At 43.5% G+C, this 19,298-nt stretch carries 16 protein-coding genes; 3 read left to right on the top strand and 13 right to left on the bottom strand.

What is annotated here, in order from left to right; genetic code table 11:
* The first annotated feature begins 720 nt into the window (after positions 1 to 720).
* On the top strand, positions 721 to 1,524 hold the full coding sequence (locus tag NV381_RS17915; RefSeq protein WP_258214664.1) for an alpha/beta fold hydrolase: 804 nt from the start codon (positions 721 to 723) through the stop codon (positions 1,522 to 1,524).
* A gap of 33 nt (positions 1,525 to 1,557) precedes the next feature.
* Entirely contained in the window at positions 1,558 to 2,550 is a 993-nt protein-coding gene (locus NV381_RS17920) for a diguanylate cyclase (RefSeq protein ID WP_258214665.1), read from the top strand.
* Between the two features lie 150 nt (positions 2,551 to 2,700).
* On the opposite strand, the gene NV381_RS17925 is transcribed toward NV381_RS17920, so the two are convergent.
* The 3 genes from NV381_RS17925 to yunB all read right to left on the bottom strand — a co-directional run bounded on the left by NV381_RS17925 (position 2,701) and on the right by yunB (position 5,346).
* On the bottom strand, positions 2,701 to 3,525 hold the full coding sequence (locus NV381_RS17925) for a phosphotransferase family protein (RefSeq protein ID WP_258214666.1): 825 nt from the start codon (positions 3,523 to 3,525) through the stop codon (positions 2,701 to 2,703).
* Positions 3,526 to 3,567: 42 nt separating this feature from the next.
* Positions 3,568 to 4,362 carry a class I SAM-dependent methyltransferase gene (locus NV381_RS17930; RefSeq protein WP_258214667.1) on the bottom strand — a complete coding sequence of 265 codons (795 nt, stop codon included), beginning with the start codon at positions 4,360 to 4,362 and terminating at the stop codon, positions 3,568 to 3,570.
* A gap of 201 nt (positions 4,363 to 4,563) precedes the next feature.
* Entirely contained in the window at positions 4,564 to 5,346 is a 783-nt protein-coding gene (gene yunB, locus NV381_RS17935) for a sporulation protein YunB (RefSeq protein ID WP_258214668.1), read from the bottom strand.
* 317 nt (positions 5,347 to 5,663) lie between these two features.
* Here yunB and NV381_RS17940 point away from each other — a divergent pair, with 317 nt between their 5' ends.
* Positions 5,664 to 6,617 (top strand): alpha/beta fold hydrolase, encoded by a 954-nt coding sequence (locus tag NV381_RS17940; protein WP_258214669.1) that lies wholly within the window; start codon positions 5,664 to 5,666, stop codon positions 6,615 to 6,617.
* A 90-nt stretch (positions 6,618 to 6,707) separates the two neighbouring features.
* Here NV381_RS17940 and NV381_RS17945 read toward each other — a convergent pair whose 3' ends face one another.
* The 10 genes from NV381_RS17945 to NV381_RS17990 form a co-directional block, all read right to left on the bottom strand.
* The gene (locus NV381_RS17945) at positions 6,708 to 7,511 is read right to left on the bottom strand and encodes an ABC transporter permease (protein ID WP_258214670.1); all 804 of its coding nucleotides are present in this window, start codon (positions 7,509 to 7,511) and stop codon (positions 6,708 to 6,710) included.
* Between the two features lie 33 nt (positions 7,512 to 7,544).
* Positions 7,545 to 8,339, bottom strand: coding sequence for an ABC transporter permease (locus tag NV381_RS17950; protein ID WP_258214671.1), 795 nt, complete (start codon positions 8,337 to 8,339; stop codon positions 7,545 to 7,547).
* Positions 8,332 to 9,372 (bottom strand): ABC transporter ATP-binding protein, encoded by a 1,041-nt coding sequence (locus NV381_RS17955; RefSeq protein WP_258214672.1) that lies wholly within the window; start codon positions 9,370 to 9,372, stop codon positions 8,332 to 8,334. Before NV381_RS17955 ends, NV381_RS17950 begins: the two co-directional genes overlap by 8 nt.
* A 95-nt stretch (positions 9,373 to 9,467) precedes the next feature.
* Positions 9,468 to 9,767: a hypothetical protein gene (locus NV381_RS17960; protein WP_258214673.1), complete on the bottom strand. Its 300-nt coding sequence runs from the start codon at positions 9,765 to 9,767 to the stop codon at positions 9,468 to 9,470.
* Positions 9,767 to 10,984, bottom strand: a complete 1,218-nt coding sequence (locus NV381_RS17965; protein WP_258214674.1) for an MFS transporter — start codon at positions 10,982 to 10,984, stop codon at positions 9,767 to 9,769. The genes NV381_RS17960 and NV381_RS17965 overlap by 1 nt, the downstream gene beginning before the upstream one ends.
* Before the next feature lie 255 nt (positions 10,985 to 11,239).
* Positions 11,240 to 12,547: a Gfo/Idh/MocA family protein gene (locus tag NV381_RS17970; protein ID WP_258214675.1), complete on the bottom strand. Its 1,308-nt coding sequence runs from the start codon at positions 12,545 to 12,547 to the stop codon at positions 11,240 to 11,242.
* A 28-nt stretch (positions 12,548 to 12,575) separates the two neighbouring features.
* The gene (locus NV381_RS17975; protein WP_258214676.1) at positions 12,576 to 14,087 is read right to left on the bottom strand and encodes an extracellular solute-binding protein; all 1,512 of its coding nucleotides are present in this window, start codon (positions 14,085 to 14,087) and stop codon (positions 12,576 to 12,578) included.
* 26 nt (positions 14,088 to 14,113) lie between these two features.
* The gene (locus NV381_RS17980; RefSeq protein ID WP_258214677.1) at positions 14,114 to 14,986 is read right to left on the bottom strand and encodes a carbohydrate ABC transporter permease; all 873 of its coding nucleotides are present in this window, start codon (positions 14,984 to 14,986) and stop codon (positions 14,114 to 14,116) included.
* Positions 14,987 to 15,085: 99 nt separating this feature from the next.
* A complete protein-coding gene (locus NV381_RS17985) occupies positions 15,086 to 15,979 on the bottom strand; it encodes an ABC transporter permease (RefSeq protein WP_308862029.1) in 894 nt (297 codons plus the stop codon).
* An 857-nt stretch (positions 15,980 to 16,836) separates the two neighbouring features.
* Positions 16,837 to 19,149 (bottom strand): AraC family transcriptional regulator, encoded by a 2,313-nt coding sequence (locus tag NV381_RS17990; RefSeq protein ID WP_258214679.1) that lies wholly within the window; start codon positions 19,147 to 19,149, stop codon positions 16,837 to 16,839.
* Positions 19,150 to 19,298: the final 149 nt, after the last annotated feature.

Genomic DNA, 19,298 nt, shown 5'->3' on the forward strand with positions numbered 1-19,298 from the left:
TTTTACAACCGTAAGAGAATTCATGGTTCTTTGGGCTATGTTTCACCGGATCAATACGAGGCCATGTATTACAAAAAGGTTGTGTGATATCTCTTATTTGAGTGTCTACTTTCTTGACAGAGATCCATTTCTCATGCTAATTCTACGTATTTGGGCTGATATCATCCATATCACCTAAATTAGAGTTAGTTTTTCCAGTTATATTGTTCTCAAACGATATCCAGGCCGGATTATCATGAGGAATTCCATCTATTTCCTTTCTTTCAGCGGCCGTCCGAAAATCCTAATCTCCTCTAGAGTGAATGCAAGCTTTGAATTCTGTTTTTGCGCCATCACTTAAACAACATCTAATTAGGAGCAATTCCTTAGCAGCTAAAGCTACTTTAGGGACAAACCCTTTCCTTATCCCAAAAGCTTCTATTCGAAACCCTCTCGATAAAGATACATTCGTGTCCTGAAGGTGGCTTTTCTTGCAATATTAGAAAGGCGAACCTCCGGTTCAAACTTATACTTTATTTACACAAAAAAAGCCGCTGGAGAACGACATCTGACGGCTTTTTCACGCATTCTAAACTGTAAATACTCCAACACAGAATCAGGCAAGCATCCTGCTGCAAAATTTATTCCTGTAATTACTATTAATCTATGAAAATTCACTTGATATTTATAGGTCTCCCCCTCAGAATAAAGGGAATATGAATAATAAGGGAGTCCAATAAGATGAACGACGTTACTGTACGGAATAACGTGAAAATGATTGGCGAAGGAGTACGTACAATCATTTTTGCGCATGGATTCGGGTGTGACCAGAGCATGTGGAAATTTATTACACCCTCTTTTGAGAAAAAGTTTCGAGTGATCCTGTTTGATTATGTCGGCTCTGGAAACTCAGATTTAAACGCATATACGAAGGATAAATATCATACTCTGCGAGGCTATATGCAGGATGTGCTGGATATTATTGAATCCTATAATCTTAAAAATGTTATTTTTATCGGTCATTCTATCAGTTCTATGATCGGGATGCTTGCATCCATCGAGCGACCGGATTATTTTGATAAACTGATTATGATCGGGCCTTCCCCATGTTATTTGAATGAAGCTGGCAGCTATGTTGGAGGCTTCGAGAAAAGTGATATTATAGAGCTGCTGGACATGATGGAGATGAATTTCGCAGGATGGGCCAGCTTTATGGCTCCCTTAGCCATGAATAATCCTGAGTTTCCAATGCTGTCCAAGGAGCTCGAACGAAGCTTTATATCGACAGATCCCGTTATTGCCAGAGAATTTGCAGAAGTTACATTTTTCTCTGATCATAGGGAAGATTTGGCGAAAGCTACGGTTCCCACACTCATTTTGCAATGCTCGGATGATAGTATTGTACCGCTGGAAGTTGGAGAATATTTACACCGCCATTTGCAAAATAGTACGTTTCGATTGATGGAGGCCAAAGGTCATTATCCACATATTAGCCATCCGGAGGAAACCATCTCTTTGATTAAGGAGTATCTTCAATGTAATTGACCCAATCAACCTGTATTGAAAGGATATTAGACAATGGATGAGCGATTGAAATATGCGCCATGCGGGTATATGTCCATCACACATGAAGGCATAATTATGGATGTAAATCAAACCTTCCTCGATAAGATGGGATATACACAGGCTGATTTGGTGCACAAGCATTTGGAATCTATTATGACCATCGCGAATAAACTCATTTTTCACTCTTACTTTTACCCTTTTATTAATTTGAATGGTCAGGTGGAGGAGTTATTCATAAATTTGAAGGATAGCAGCGGACAGTCCATCCCATATCTCTTGAATGGAAAACAGTTTATAAGTGAAGGTGTAGAAATTATTGACTGTATATTGATGCAGATGGGGAATCGAATTGATTATGAGCTCGAGCTGCGGTCTGCGAAAAAGCAAATAGAAGAGGCTTATTGGGAAAAAGATCAAGCACTTGAGAAGCTGCAGCAAATTCATATGGAAATTGAAAAGAAGCAAGCGGAACTGGTAGAGATGAATACTTTGTTAGTAGAATTATCTACCACCGATAAGCTCACAGGCTTAAAAAATAGAAGGTTTTTTCAAGAAAAGCTGGAAGAGCAGATTGCCTTATACAGCAAGACTGGACAACCTTTCTCTCTCTTCATTCTGGACATCGATCATTTCAAAAAAGTAAATGATACCTATGGGCATCAGACCGGTGATTATGTATTAGAGAAGCTGGCCGGCATCTTAAAATCTCATTCCCGTAAAGAGGATATTGCGGCCAGATATGGCGGGGAGGAATTTGTGCTGATCTTGCCTAACATGGATGTACTTGAATCAAAGATACTGGCCGAGAATTTACGGCAGACCATCGCCAGTTCTGCTTGGGAAATCATTGGCAGCCTAACGGTGAGTATTGGCATAGCCACAATTACTCCGCAGGATTCAAATACAAGTATACTGAAGAATGCCGACCAAGCTCTATATGCATCCAAAGCAAATGGCAGGAATCGTGTCACACACATCATGAATTTGAACGAAAAGCCACTATAAAGCTTTAGCTTTGAGGCCGAAAGGGAAATAAGTGATATCAGCGGGTGCATGAAGCTGCTGAATAACTCAGGTGAGGCTGCCGATCCATTCCGGCAGCCTCATCTTCGCTTCGCTTGCTTGTTAAGCTATCATTTCCGTTAAGAGAGTTGCTTAAAGATCTCGAGATACTTGTTTCAAGCGTTCTCTAACTAAAGAAACCAACACATTCTTCTCTTCCGTTGGAATCCATTCTACTAATCTGGCGGCAGCAATAGGCAATGTCCACTGATCGATATCCTCGAACTGAAGACCAGAATAAGCGAGATACTGCTCTATATACCCATCCCCCATGCTCTTTCTCATGAGACGCAAAGCTTCCATTACGTGACCAGGTATACCCTCTGGCAGTGTACCAAAACGGAATAAGAGCATTGTGCGCGCAACATCCCCTGCTGGATTGCCAATCATTCCGGTCATCCAATCGATGATCCAATTCTTCTCTCCGATCATTGCGTTATCGGGGTGAAAATCGCCATGACAGAGACAGCTCCCGTCCGGCAGCTTCTCCAGGTATCTCGTAATAGCAATCTTTTCATCCTTCGAAAGCTCAGAAGCATTATGAATGTTTTGTGCCAGCACTTCTTTTTGTTTGCGCAAATGCATGCCTAAATTATTCGTAATTAATTCATTTTTATGGATTTGGAAATGCATTTCAGCCAGCATTTTAGAAAAATAATGTAACTGGGCCGGATTCTCGACCATCTTTTGAATGAGAGTCGTCCCTTCTATAAACCGAAATATAATTCCGACCCTTTCCTCGTACTCTATCAGCTCATAAACTTCGGGAGCAGCCATGCCAAGAGAACCAACAAGTCTGGTTATTTCAAATTCATACTTGATCCCGTCCTTTGGAAATCCGGTACGATAAAGCTTTAGCACCTTCTCATGGCTATACTCGAATATCTCTGCCGTTCTACCCTCACCTATCCGTTTCATTCACCTGTTTTCCCCTTTCCTTAGACGGATCTTTAGAGTCATTTATTTTTTCATAGCCGTAATAACAGATACCGCCAGCTCTTCCGTAAATACTCCAGCAGAATCCACGTCCAATAAAGCTGATTTCAAATCATGCTCAAACCGTTCCAGGTTATCGCCAAAAAGACGTTTAGAAGCAAATGAAGAGGAATACAGATTTCCAAGAATTGAATCTATGGTCCACGTGTATGAGTAGCTGGGTAACACATGACTTTCCACAGCCTTAAATCGAGAGTTCGCTACGGTATCCTCATACCTTTCTTTGGGAGGAGTGTAAATACGGTTACCGGCTTTTCTTTCATCTCCAAGCCAACGTTTAACTGTTTCATTTACTTTGAGCTGCCAATTTGAGGATTTCTGTATTTTGTTAAAATTATCAATAATAGCTATACCGCCATTTTCTTCTGTACTGTTATACAGAATTTCAAGAGTCGATTCTCTATCCATCCAATGAAACGCCTTAGCAATTGTAATGAGCCTAAAGGAACCCCATTCAGCTGCTAACTCTTCCGCTCTTCCTTGTAACCATCTAACGTCGTCCACCCTATTGGCATTGGACAGGCGATTTGCTTCATCCAGCATCTCTGGCTCGGTATCTACGCCTATTGTTTCTTCAAACCAATCATTAAATCTTAGTGCCAATTGTCCTGTTCCACATCCTAAATCAAGCAGCCGACCTTCACCGTTAAGCGAAAATTTGTTAACTAAAAACCGAATAAGCGACGAAGGATAAAGAGGACGATATCTGGAGTAATACCAAGCGGTACCTTTAAATAGTTCTGCACCATATTCACTCATGCTTAACCTTCTCTCTGATAACTTTAAGAGTAAAAAATATTCGCCACAGCCACGTTTTTTTCCTTTTTTTGCAAAATAAAATATGTCGTTTCATTTCGGAAGCTACTCAGAATAAAGGAACAGACTGCCGCGGCAACCTGTTCCTTTGGCCATCCCGGCCGTTACAATGAGTTTTCGAGATGAGCGGATGATTACTTGCAATCATTTCTTATCCTGTTTGGTCTGGCCATCATCATGCTGAGGGACCTGATTTTGTGTCTTAGGCGCACTTATCTGAGGCAGAGAAACTCCCGGTGGAAGTGCCTGACTATTTCCCGCAGGATTGCCTTTTCCATCAAAATAATAAGTTGGAACATCACCAACAACAAGCGCATAAGAGATCGGCACCTCCGTTTCTACAACCTCTGGCACGGTATCCAAAGGAATGATGATAGATACCTCCGCTGTAATCCGTATGTAGACCTCCACTAGAATCATATTAATTCCCGCATTTTGATAACGGGTATCCAAATCGACCTTAACGGCCCCCGCCGGTACTAGCCGGATTGGAATATCAGGGCCAAAGGAGGCCAGAATCGAGCTGTTCATCGCCTGCCCAAGAGGGATATGTTCGGGAATTGTTTTCAGGCTATTCAGCTGATTTTGGACTGTTTTAATCGTATCCGCTGTAATTTTCATATGCTCCGCATAATTAAGCATGAAGCCTGTAACTTTCCCGTTACGGTCGGTCTGCCAATCGATTAACCGTTCAAAATTAGTGTAATTCGCAATCCTATCGGATATGGCCGTGTTGATGGACTGAGTTGCTATCTGCTTCACACGAACTTTTGCCAAATTCATCAGCGGTGGCTTCAAATTTTTCTCCAGATATACAAAGGATTGTACGGCAAACAAAAGCACGATGAAAACAATCAACACAGCATTACGCTTAAGCTTCTTGGTACCTGTGGGCCTGCTTCTCCACCTTCGTCTAAGCACAATCATGTCTGTGGCTCCTTCTAAGAGTTTTGCTATTGCAAAACTTACTTCGCAAGCATCTGCCGAGTTCCAGGCACCCGATAAAACTATCTATCCTCAGCCTGTACGTTACAGCTTATGCCGTGCGCAAGTAAATAATCCCCCTAAAAGTTACGTTAACCCCTGCCGTTAGTTTGCTTTCAAAACGTTCAATACGAAAAACCCGGCCTTTGGCCAGGTACGCGCAGGTACGCGCAGCAACGCTCCTTAATTTATCCGCTTTAACCAAAACAATCATTGGGCATATAGTGATGTATCTAATCTAATTTAAAAGGAACGTGAACATGCGACAAAACACTACCGGATTGAATAACACTCCTTATCTCCCTATTGCCGAACAGCAAGCTTTTCCTGCTTATCCATGGCCTTATTACTTCATTCCAGCCCATCTCTCCGGGATGCGTTGGGATCCAAGCTATTATCCAGCCGGTCAACCTGCTATTCCCACTCCTCCGGTTGCTCCCGCGGCTTCCAGGAATCAAGAGGATTATTGGGATCGGCAGCAGCCGCTTACCTTTGTTCTTATCCATGGTTCATGGGCAGACTCCAGCTTCTGGAACGGAATAGCTAATGAATTGCGTAAAAAAGGCCACACCGTCTATACACCCGAGTATCCGGGACATGGCGCTGACCCTAACAAGGATGTATCACACGCCATGATCACAAAATCGATTGCCGACTACATCATTTCGAAAAATTTGAGTAACGTCATTTTACTTGGACACAGTTTCGGAGGCACATTAGTTCAAAAGGTTGCTGAGCTCGTACCGGACCGACTTAAAAGACTTGTATTCCTAAATGCCTTTGTTCTGAAGGACGGAGAGAGTCTTGGAGATGAGTTTCCGGCTCCGTTTCGCGAGACAATAATTAGCCTCGTTCAAAGCTCAAAGGATAATACCATCATGCTTCCATTTCCTCTGTACCGGGATGCATTTGTTAACTTGGCAAGCCTGGAGCTCGCTCAGCAAATGTACAGTGAAATATCTCCTGAGCCTGCAAAACCTCTTTTAGAAAAACTGGATCTCAAAAAATTTTATACGCTAACTATTCCAAAAAGCTATATCTACCTCACAGTCGATAACGCATTGCCCCAAGGTGGGGGATATGGCTGGCATCCGCATATGTCCAGTCGTCTAGGGTTATTCCGGCTTATTAAAGGAAATGGCGATCATATGTCTACAGCAAAAACAGAGCCCAAGATGCTAGCTCAAAAAATTTACGAAGCGAGCAGAGATTGATTCTTTACAACACATTCCAATATTCTATTCAATTTAGAGCGAGGACAATAGTAAGCTCTTTTTAAAATCTGTCCCAATAAAGAGCCACTTTCAGCTCCCCGCTCCTTCGTATTGACTCAAACCTTTTCTAAATATCGCTAAGCCAAGAACTACACAGTAGATTGCAGCCAGCGGAGTTAGCAGTCCGATCCAGCCCCAGCTCTGCTTGTCGAACAAGTAGGCCGCAGGAAAGAAGCTTACAAACGCATACGGGATTATTAACGAGAAAAATAGCTGTACGCCGAACGAATAGATCGTTATCGGAAATTTGGCAAACTCGGCTAAGCTGCTGACCATCATAGGCAATGCGTTACTCGGGGCATGTGTCCAAAAAGCAAGTGAATTGGAAATTAGGTTAATTGCGGTGCGCGTAACCATAGCTGAGATAAATAATACAAATCCCATGAGCGCCTTATCCCAGGTCCAATCGATATGAACATAACGAAGCGCATTTACCAGCATGATACCTCCGACAGCCATGTTTCCTAAACCGTTCATTCCGACAGCACCGCCAAGCACCTGAAGTACAGGCGATATGGGGCGGAGCAGCATTCGATCCAATTCCCCTGAGTTAACCAGAAATCCGATGCGCCATGTCCCTTCAAAAAAGAACTGGGAAACGCCTGTAGTAAAATTGATGATCGCATAAATAAAAATAACTTCCCAGAAATCCCAACCGTGGATTTGAGGTATTTTCTGATAGATGACCCATATAAAAATAAGTCCCATAGCTTGCGTCAGCCCTGCTGCAATAACCAGAAGCAAGAAATCCGCCTGATATTCCAATATGGCTTTCAATTGCTGGCTCATCAGCCGAACATATAAATACATAGCTCGACTTATCTTCCTCTTCATTGGCCACCTCTTTCCTGCTCTAATTTCTCTCCTTTATCCACCATGTATCGTCACTTTTTTGACCGCTATGCTCCACAGCAGTTTACCAAGCAACCATAACACTATGCCCCATACCAGTTGGACGGCGACCATACGAACAGCTTCCAATGAAGAAGCCTGTCCCAAATAGATCGAAGCCGGAATGTGAACGATACCTTGAAACGGAAGCAGCAGACAAATCGATTTCAACCAATCCGGAAAAAACGCCAATGGAGCCAATGCTCCCGAGAGCAGGTTGGTGATAGCTGCTCGCGCAAGTGAGATGCCATAGTAGCTATCCGTCCAAAAGCAGCATAAGCCCGCGAGATAGACCACACCGAATTTTACAAGCAGCGCGGCAAGTAAGCTTATTGCAAATAATAACCAAGCCGTGAAGCCTGCAGGCATCTGTACTCCTGAGAAAAAGGCGAGCACCGAGACCGTCAGCAGAATCGTCACCGTTCCTTCGAATAAGCTCGTCCCCAATGTTTCGGCGAAGCGTGCTTTTTGAAAATCCAACGGCTTCAGCAAATCCAAGGAGACGCTGCCGTCGCGGATTTTTCCGGCAATGCGGCCTTCTGAAGTATAGGACAGGACTGAATTCGAAATAAAGGTTATCAATAAATACGCTTTCATAGCTTCCCAAGTAAAACCGCCTACTTCGGTTCTCTCCGCGTAAATCGCCTTCCATAGATACATCATGGATACAAGGAGAAGAAGACTTCCTACAATATTGATGATGAAGGAACTGCGATACGCAATGCTGTTTTGCATGGATATTTGAGCTAATGTCACATATTTTCTAATCATTCCCCACCATCGCTTTCGGTGGCTCCGTATCCGTCAATACTAGCTCGCCCTCGTAAACTCTGCGAATCACTTGCTCGATCTTCGGTTCATCTATGCGGAAGTCAATGACTTCACCCAATCGCATAACACGGCTTACTACCTCGCTTGCCGATACCTCAAACCGGTCAAACCGAATCGCAATATGCTGCCCCTCCCTCTGTTCTACGAAAGCTCCTGGCCAATCGGTTAATGTGTGTCTATTGCCGGATAGCGGCTCACTCAATTGGAAGTGAATCGTCCTCTCTCGAGCAAAGGCATCCTTGACAGCCTGCAGACTCCCATCATAGATGATCCTTCCCTGATCGATAATAACAAGTCTGCGGCAAATATCCTCGATGTCTTCCAAATCATGAGTCGTTAAAATAATCGTCGTTCCCTGCTCACGGTTGATCTGCTTAATAAACTCACGAATCTTCACCTTTACTGCAATATCCAAGCCGATTGTCGGCTCATCCAAATAAACAATTCGAGGGTCGTGCAGCAGAGCAGCAGCTAAATCCGCTCTCATCCGTTGTCCCAAGGACAGCTTGCGGGTAGGTAAATGCAGAAATTCATCCAGCGACAGCAGCTCTGTAAAACGGCTCATATTGAACCGGTAAACCGCCTCCGGAATTTCGTAAATATCTTTGAGCAGCGCAAAGGATTCTATGATCGGAAGATCAAACCACAATTGTGTTCGTTGGCCGAATACAGCGCCGATTTTGCGTGCATTGTCCGTTCTTTGTTTATGCGGAACCACTCCATCAACCATTACACTACCGGATGTCGGAACCAAAATGCCTGAAAGCATCTTGATCGTAGTCGATTTGCCGGCTCCATTGGGCCCTACATAAGCTACGGCTTCCCCGGCCTCAATACTCAGGTTAATACCGTTTACCGCCTGCTTCTCCTTGTATTCCTGAGTAAACATGTGTTTAACCGCACCTAACAACCCGGGAGCTTTAACCGCTTGCCGGAATGTTTTGTTTAAATCCTGTACTTCAATAAGACTCATCCGTTCACCTTCCCTTATTTCAATCGCCCTGCACTTGGCCATTTTTCCATATTATAGAATAATAACTCATAGGTGATATGCGGGCAATCCTTTTTTTATATAAAAAAAGGAAAAATAAGCAGAAGCAGAGCTATGCAGACTAGCGCCAACGTTGTTCGCTTTGTTAATTTACGATTAACCGGACTTTTAAACCAGCCTGAGAATTGCAACCAATTGTGGTATGCGATAAACATAAGCAGCACATTAGCGAGTCCGGGCATCCACCACAGGCTCCCGCCCATTTGGATTCCCAGCGATTGATACAAGACTCGCTCCAGTTCACCTAATACCATAAGCCCTAATGCAAAAAAGATGAGGAACCGTATAAACTCTAATAAAAAAGTCACCCATTTCATCAATGTGTGCTCGCTCCCAACTGTTCAGCTTTTTGCTTGGCACGCTTTGAGCTTAAGTACACAACCATACCCGTTCCTATCAGAATCATCCCTGTTACGACAAAAATCCAATGGATGTTAAGTCCAATTCCCAGCACGCCTCCTATTAACGGTCCCGCCATAGCACCAAATTGATTGGCGCTTGTGGTCAAGCCGAATGAGCGTCCTCGGAATCCGGCATCCGTATTATTAATGACCATTGTATTGATGGAGGGCGTAACCCCAGCCATGAAAAATCCGAATATAAACTGCACTACCGTAAATAACCACAGCTGCTGCACAAAATATTGGGTAGAGCCCACACAGCCAGCGATAAGCAGACAAATACTGAGGATGATGGTATAGCTATACTTTTGGCCTATTCTTCCCCAAAAGGGCGAAGCGACAATTCCGGCTATTCCTATGATGGAAAATATTATGCCCGAGGTTAGCACCGCGCCCTGAAGCTTACCTTGAAGAGCTGCTATGTGCAACGTAAGAAACGGCTGGATCATATTAATAGACAGCTGGAAAACAAACAGTAGAGCCAGCATAAGCAAAAGTGTCCGGTTTCGTCCCGCTTCCTTCCACGTCTGCAGCACTCCAACTCTCGCATTAGTCGCTGCAGAAGCGTTCTTCCCTTCATCCACCCAGAAAATGACAGCCATGGATGCCATAAAGATGATACAGGCGGCTACGACAAAGGACATCCTAAATCCGAACCACTCCGCCAGAACACCGCCGAATAGCGGACCTAAGATGCCGCCGGACATCGTCCCAGCCTGCATCATGCCCAGGCTCCAGCCCATATGCTGTTCCGGGGTTTTCGAAGCTACGATAGCCATCGAGGCTGGAACGAAGCCGCCGACAAAGCCGTGAAGAAGCCTTGCGCCAACAAGCTGCCAAGGGCTCTGAACAATCGAGAACAAAGCGTAGATGACCGCAATGCTTAACCCTGCGCGAATAACCATCTTCCGCTTCCCATAACGGTCAGCTAGCGAGCCCCAGAACGGCGCCATAATAGCGCCAATTAAAAAAGCCGAGGAATACACGATCCCCGCCCACAGATTGACGCTTCCTTGATCTACGCCGAGATCCAACAGAAACAAAGGAAGAAAGGGCACCGACATCGTATAGCTCGAACTGCAAAGAAGCACACCTACAAATAATATCCACATCGTACGTTTCCATGGTTCCATGTTGACCACTCCGATACGTTTATTAATTTATTGTTAATGGTACCCCTTTCATCGGCAAATTAAAAGATCGTTTCTTAAGTGAAAGTTACTTACCTCTATGTTAGTTAGATACATAATCGCGAAAAAAAATCCCCCTCTCTTCTGTTTCTCAATGAATGAAGAATGTCGATATTTCCCGGGAAACTATTTGGAATTCTGGTTGAAAAAAAGAGCCTCATGCTGTACGCATGAAACTCTACCATTTATATATTTAGGTTAGCTTTTTATTAATTCAAGCTTGCCGGATAAAACCTCGTCTATCCGCACAGCTCTTTTCTCCTTAACGGAACGCCATACAGCTTCGCCGGTTCCGATAGAATCCGCACCATCCTCACTGCCGGACAGGATCGTGTAAGGTCTCTTCGGATCAGGTCCAAGGAATAGATCCTCCAGCAATACCGGATCACCGCCGCCGTGTCCGCCTTCACGATGGACGACATGAATCGTTTCCTTCGAGCCGAACATCGGGAAGTAATCGATAGTTTGCACAGGAGTTGGGAAAGGTACTCTTGCTGGCATATGGAATTCAGTCGTTTCCAATCTGCCTTTGGTTCCGTTAATAGCTAGACGATAGCCCTCATAAGGAACTGAGAAGTTAACGGAATAGCTAAGCAATGCTCCTTGATCATACCGAACCGTAGCTGTGTACGTATCCTCGATATTGATCTCAGAGTCGTAAATACAGGCATCTGGACGATAGTTGCTATAGGCATCTGTCGGTCTCATATTGCCCAATGCTCCCAAGTGGTCATCCTTGATGTTCATATCTCTGCTGCGGGTAGACCAGCGTGTATAGTAATTGCAATCCTGCTTCACTTCACAGGTGCTGCAATAGCGGCCGTCCTCTTTCTTAGGGTTTAATTCACCCTCAGGACCGTAATAGTTCAGTGCGCCAAAAGCAAATGCTTCAACAGGCTTTTGCCCGATCCACCAGTTTACCAAATCAAAGTGGTGAGAGCTTTTATGAATGGACAGACCGCCGGAAACTTCACGAACGCGGTTCCAACGCTTAAAGTAGCTTGCTCCATGATAAGTATCAATATACCAGTTCAAATCAACGGACGTAATGCGGCCCAGTTTGCCTTCCAGAACCATTTCCTTGATCTTGGTATGAATCGGCGCATAGCGATAATTGAAAGTAACGGTTACTTTCCCTTTGCTTTTAGCTTCGGCATCCATAATTCTGCGGCAATCGGCTCCGGTCGTAGCCATTGGCTTTTCTGTAAGTACATCTAGATCATGCTCCAACGCACTGATAATGTAGCCAGCATGAGTATCATCACGGCCTGTTACGATAATGACATCTGGTTTCGTTTCCGCAACCATGCGGTCAAAATCATTAGCTCCGTATTGTTGAACATCGGCGAGCTGCGGAAACTTCTCCTTACAGATATCATGGCGCTTTGGATCAATATCGAGCAACCCTACTACTTCAGTGTGATTGTTAAAAGTTTTCAGCATAGGTCCGATAAACATCCCCATTGCTCTGTTACTTACTCCGCATACAGCATATCTTTTCTTCATGTTAGATTCCACCTCTGCATTTGTTTGATTATTTATTTTTCGTTTTTTCGTAATCGGCCTTATACTCTTGCATCACTTTGGAGCCGCCAGCCTGCATCCACTTGTCGATTTCAGCCTTCCAGCCGACTTCATCAATTTTACCCATAATGTATTTCGTTTGAGCGTCCCAAATGATCTGCTCCAGGTTTTTGCCTTGCTCGGAATAAGTCTGCGACAGTAAATTTAGCGCTGGATTAGGAACCAAATACCGGAAATTATCGACAGCAATTTTTTGACTTTTCTCACCCAGCGACGTATCCTTCAACTCAGCTACATTATAGCCCTCGATTTGCGGCAAATTATCACGATAGGGCTTCACTTCTCTTTGGAAGGCTGTAAAATTGATATACTCCGTTTTATCCCCGGTTTTCACAAAGTGCTTGTTCTCAACCCCTCTAAGAAGAAGCGTAGCCATAGGAGGGTCCATCATTTGATCCAGGAAGGTAAGCACCTTCCTTAACTCCTCCTCGGTTTTAACGGAGGATTTGGGAATAACATAGAATCCGTTATTTCCCGTTTCACCGGCGACACGGATACCTTGTGCCCCTCGCATCGGCTCTACTTCGACGATGGACCTCGGATCCGTCTTGGATAAGCGATCCTGCTGGCTTTTAGCATTTTGTGCAACAGCTACGCGAATGCCTACCCGACCGGAGTCGTACAGCTTCTCAGCTTCCGATTGGTCGAACACAGCAAAATCCTGATTGATCAGCTTCTCACTATACAGCCTTCTGAACAGCTTCAGCATTTCACCATATTCTTTGGACATGAATTCGGGTACGAAGCTCCCATTTTCAATAGACCATTTATTGGGCGCTCCCAGACTAACAGCAAACCGTGTGGCTAGAGAGGCTTGTCCTTCATTGTACTTTTTGTACAAGACCATGCCGAACGTATCGTTTTTGCCGTTTCTATCAGGGTCATTCAGTGTCAACGCTTTGAGTACTTCATACCATTCATCTATAGTTTTGGGCTGCTGCAATCCCAAGTTGTCCATCCAGTCCTTCCGGTAAATGAATGCAGCGCGGCCCATCTCTCGAAAATTGGGTATGCCGTATATTTTTCTATTAACGGATACGTTGTCATAATATTGGGCGTTTTGGGCGCTTAGATTTTTGTAATCCTTCAAAAAAGGTCCCAGTTCCCAAAACAAACCGGTCTGAATGGCCCCGACAATAGCCGGAGTATTCTCTGCTCTTAACAGCTTAGGCATCTCATTGGAGGCAATGATTACATTTATTTTATCGGTGTAAGCTGCGTTCGGAATCCATTGAAAATCAAGTTTGGTATGCGTGTAGTTCTCGATGAGCTGCTCGATCTCATTTCCTTTATCTGGAATATCACCAACTTGAGGTAAAGCAATGGAGAGCCTCATTGGAGAGCTGCTGTCCTTTACTGAAACCTTGGTTTGTTGAGCTAAAGACCCGCCACCGCAAGCGGCAAGGGATGCCACTGTAACGAAAGCTGCGCACCCCATCGCCATCCTTGACTTCAAATTCATTCCTGAGTCCCCCCAGCTTAAAGAGATCAGCCTTTAACCGAGCCTAGCATAACTCCTTTGGCAAAATGCTTCTGCAAGAACGGATACACCAGCATAATTGGAATTGTTGCAAACACGATAACCGCCATACGAATGGTTAACGGTTGAATCTCCGCTTCCTCGAAGCCTGTGTCACCGATTCGACTTTGCGCCAGAATTACGATCTCACGAAGCAATACCTGCACCGGCCATTTGTTGTTGTCGTTAATGTACATAATGGCGTTAAAAAATTGATTCCAGTGAGTTACCGCATAGAACAGACCGAATGTAGCCATAGCCGGTAGTGACAAAGGAAGAACGATACGGAACAACACTCCTACGTCACTGCAGCCATCGATTCGAGCCGAATCCTCCAGCCCATCAGGGATTTGTTGGAAAAAGTTTTTCAATACAATCAGGTTAAACGCACTGATAGCATTAGGAATCATCAGCGACCACAAAGTATTCGTTAATCCCATTGCTTTTACAACGAAATAAGTTGGAATCAGTCCGCCGCTAAACAACATTGTGAATAAAACAGCCATCATGATCGTTTGACGCCCACGCAATGTTTTGCGAGCCAATGGATAAGCCATAAGTGAGGTTAACAACAAATTAATCGCTGTTCCCACCACTGTGATGTAAATTGAAACGCCTAAGCTTTTAATAAGTGTGTTCGTTGAGAAAATATATTTATATGCGGACAAGGAGAACTCTTTGGGGAATAAAATGAATCCACCCTTGGCTACCTCATGCGGGCTTGTGAATGAAACTGCAAGAATATAAATAAATGGAAGTATAGTGATAAGACTTACAAGTGTAAGCACTGTATAGTTAACGCCGTCGAAAATTTTATTGCCTAATGTGTTATCGTGATTCATGCGTTTTATCCTCCTTAGAGCTTCGCTTTTGCGAAACTGGCATTGTAAGTGTTACTTGGTTACTTCGTGATCAAAAGGGGACTTTTTCAATATCCAGGCTTAGTAGACGCCTTCTTCACCGAATTTTTTGGCAAGCCAGTTAGCGCCCATAACAAGAGCTAATCCAACGACTGACTTAAACAAACCAACCGCGGCGCTGTAGCTGAACTGTGACTGCGTCAAACCTTTTACATACACGTAAGTATCGAACACTTCCCCAACCTCACGGTTAGTCGGAGTTAGCATCAGGAAGATATGCTCGAACCCTGAATCCAAGAAAGAACCCAAACGAAGTATTAGCAAAATAACAATAGTGCTTCGGATAGCAGGAAGTGTAATATGCCACATCTGTCTCCAACGGTTAGCTCCGTCCATCCGTGCAGCTTCATACAATTGCAGATCAACACCGGATAAAGCAGCCAGGAAAATAATCGTGCCCCAACCTACCTCTTTCCAAATAGATTGAGTAACTATCATAGTTCTGAACCAGTCTGGCTCCAATAGAAATGCGATTTTTTCACCAGTAATAACGAAGAGCAATTCATTAAGAATACCGCCCTCAGTAGTAAGCAACATATAGAAAACACCTACTACAACAACCCAGGACACGAAATGGGGAACATAAACCAATGTTTGTACAAAACGCTTGAATCTCTCTCTTCTAACCTCATTCATCATTAAGGACAATACAATGGGAAGCGGGAAAAAGAAAGCCAGGTTGTAAACCGCAAGCAATGCTGTATTTCGGAACAACTCAAAAAACTGCGGCTCACTGAAAAAGCGGGTAAAGTGTTTTAAGCCTACAAAAGGACTGTCCATCATACCTAAATGTGGTTTGTAATCCTGGAAAGCAATGATCAAACCGTACATAGGGACGTATTTAAATATGATAAAAAACAGCACCCCCGGCAGTAACATAAAGTACATCCATCTGTCTCTGATCAAATCTTTCATTAAAGGGCTGCGTTGTTTAACCTTTACTTTTGCATTTGTATTGTTCGCTAGTAAACTCATAAACTGTCCTCCCAACATGCTTTGTTGTCTGATTTAACTTTATTATCACACCTTAACTCAGAACAGGCTATCGCCTTAATTAAACTTGTTGTAATACAGTATTTTCACTTAGGTTTCATCGCGTTTTAAAGCCATATTAAGGGGTTTAAGCGCGCCAATAGTCGAATTTCAACCTTGAATCGACTTTATTTAACCTCATTCTTCCTTGAAAAATCAGCATATGCAGATATAAATCCAAAAAATGAGCGCAGAGGAACCACCCCGTCCCGTCTCTGAAAAAAGTGCAGTATCATCAGCCTTGGCTTCTTATTATCGGTTTTGCTTATTACAGGCGCGCCTCTGGATGCATCAATAGGGGTTTCATTCGGGGCAAAGCCCGGTATCTGAAGCTTTGGATGACAATCTGCATTGTCTTTTGAAGTGTTGTACTTACCGCAGCCACATCGTTAGGATCGTGACTTTAACTTGATCAGCTATTATTAGCTATGCTTCGTACCACTTGACAATAGTGAACATGAGAGCCATGGTAGGTCCCCTAGATTAACAGGAAATCCTCAAGTTAATAATAGGATATGCAAATAAATCGCCCAAATAACAGGAAAGCGTCCTGTTATTTCCATAATTTTTGATATTTTTCCTCCAATAGCGCTATATTAGATGGAGCTATTCCAGTTAAAATCTATATAAACGATGAAGTGGAAGAATTAGCTCCAGAAATTCCAGTTAACTAATCTCGACTGCCCCGACCATAAAAAAAAGATCCGGGCAGCTATCACCCGAATCTTCACTCTATCCTATTATTGGTCTCTATTGTATTGCTCCCTGTACTGTCCTGGCGTCACTCCAACAATTTTCCTAAAGGTTCGGATAAATGCTGTCGTATTTGTATAGCTCAGCTTCTCGGCAATTTCAGAGATTTTCCAGCTTGTATTCTCAAGCCATGTCTTCGCCATATTCATGCGATATTCCGCCAAATATTCACTGAAGTTGATCCCCATCTCCTTCTTGAACACCCGGCTTAAGTACACCGGATGGAAGTTAAGGATCGAAGCACAGGCCTCGAGCGATATTTCCTGGTCGTATCTTTCATGAACAAGCCTCACCATCTGAGTTGCAATATTTAAATATTGCGATTCGGCCTGTTGGTTCAAGAAAGCGAGAATCGGTTCGAAGAGGATGTTCTTAAACCATTTGATGATATCCTCCAGCGTATTCAGCTTCAGGAAATGCTCGATCGAAGCTTTATCTCCAAGCACTTTTTTTACAGCCCCACCTTGCTCCTGAACAAGCTGAAATGCTTTTGAAATGAGCTGCATCATCAGAACCGGATATTCATTAAAGTGGATGTCCTTATTTACTATAGCCGTAATGTATTTATCAAAAACCTCGTCAACACGCTGCACATCGCCCAGCTTCAAGGCATTAACCAACTGATCCTCGAGCAGCTTCAGCTGAGTGTACACGGTAACTTCCATAGGCTGCTTGCCCGCATCAATATCCTCGTAATGGACAATAATAGTATGACCCAAGCTCATTCTGCATTTAAGCGCCTCCAGGCACTCTCCGTAGCCATGCACGGCTTCCGTTACTTTATAGAAAGGCCGACTAATCCCTATGCTAACCGGAAGCTGCAAAAATTCGTCAACCTTATTCTTAATAAGTTCCGCTGTTTGATAGAAATAGGTTTTTAAATCATCTTCATTTTCCAAGTCGCTGGTCATTAATGTTACTTGTGATAGCTCCAGCAAAACAGGACTAAACCGTTTATTCTGCGGAACGAGCTCACCTACGATATTATTGATGGCAAACAGCAAGAGCTCCCTGTCATGCTCCTCATAGCGGGTTTCATCCAACGAATCGATCTGTAGGGTCAGAACTCCAAGTCTTTTCCATTCAGTTGGAAAACCGTACATTTGTGAACGGTAAGCGAAATCATTATCAGACAGCTGCCCGGTAAAAAGTTTGAGCACAAAAAATTCCTTCAGCTGCGAAAACTGGCCGCTAACCTGCTGCTGCAGCTGCTTCTCTGTACTAAACATAGTTCGGAAACGCTCTTCTAATGAAACAAATTCATCTCTGGGATCTTGTCCTTCCGTATGAATTCCTTTCGTAAACTCGGATAACCGTTTTATAGGAGAATACATTTTTCGGCTGCCATAAAAAGCGAACAGAGCAATTAAAGCGAACAAAATCGTACAAACGATAAACGTAATCCAAGCTATTTTCTTGGATTGCTGCGTAATGTCCTCAATGGATACGGATGAAACATAGATCCATCCATTATACGGAGAGGAACGGTAAGAGACTCCGAGCTCCGTACCATTAACCTTCGTATTAAAAAATCCGAATTCATCTTGGGTTGCATGAACCTTTTGAAGAACAAGCTCGTGGATAGCCCGATTATTTTCAGATTCGTTATTATCCGCCAGGAAGTTATTTCCATCCCGATCAAGGACAAACACATCTCCAAGCTTCTTATTGTTAGAAAGCAGACTGCTTACTTGATTATTTAATATCTCAACGACCAGCAGCGCCTTAGGCTGGCTTAAAGTAGGAACGACAGGAATTTTGTAAACCATACGGATAGCTGGAAGTGTGAATGATTCCTCAGCAGCAGCGGCAGAATCAACTGCTTTATCATTTTTCCGTGCACCCGTGTCCCAAAATAAGCTGGTGTTAGGCTTTTTAGCATAAGCCGCAAACGTATCACGCTCAGCAAATGCGCTATATTTTCCAAAAGTAGAAAAGCTGATCATCCAGTCCTTCTGTATATTAACCAAATAAGCTTCACGAACACTTGTAAAGGTTTGCAAATTGTACAAGCCCGTTGATAAGCTCCGTACCTCTGTAAAATCATCCGAAGTCAAATTTGCATTCAGAGAATTAATGACCTGCGGTGAATTGATATATTGCAGCGAGGTCAACTCCAGCGTCTTCAATACTTGCTCCACACGCATTTGCGTCTGCAGCAATACCTGCATATTCCCTTCCTTCACTTTCTCTTCTATATCATTAGAGGATATAAAATATGAAATAATTCCTATGGAAACGACAGGGATCGTCGCAAGAATAAAGGTAAAGCTAAAGAGGCGCATTAAAAATTTAGGCATCGGGCGACTTTCCCTTCTTGTAGGCGTTGACTAAATTCTTTACAATTTCAAGCAAGACAAAAACAAACCATTCGGATCTACCGACAGTTCGGGTTCATTATACAGCAAGGTGTGCGGTTACTGCAAACAATCAACTTAATGCTACAACC

Source organism: Paenibacillus radicis (ex Xue et al. 2023), from assembly GCF_024722015.1.
In the GTDB taxonomy this organism is placed as follows: domain Bacteria; phylum Bacillota; class Bacilli; order Paenibacillales; family NBRC-103111; genus Paenibacillus_S.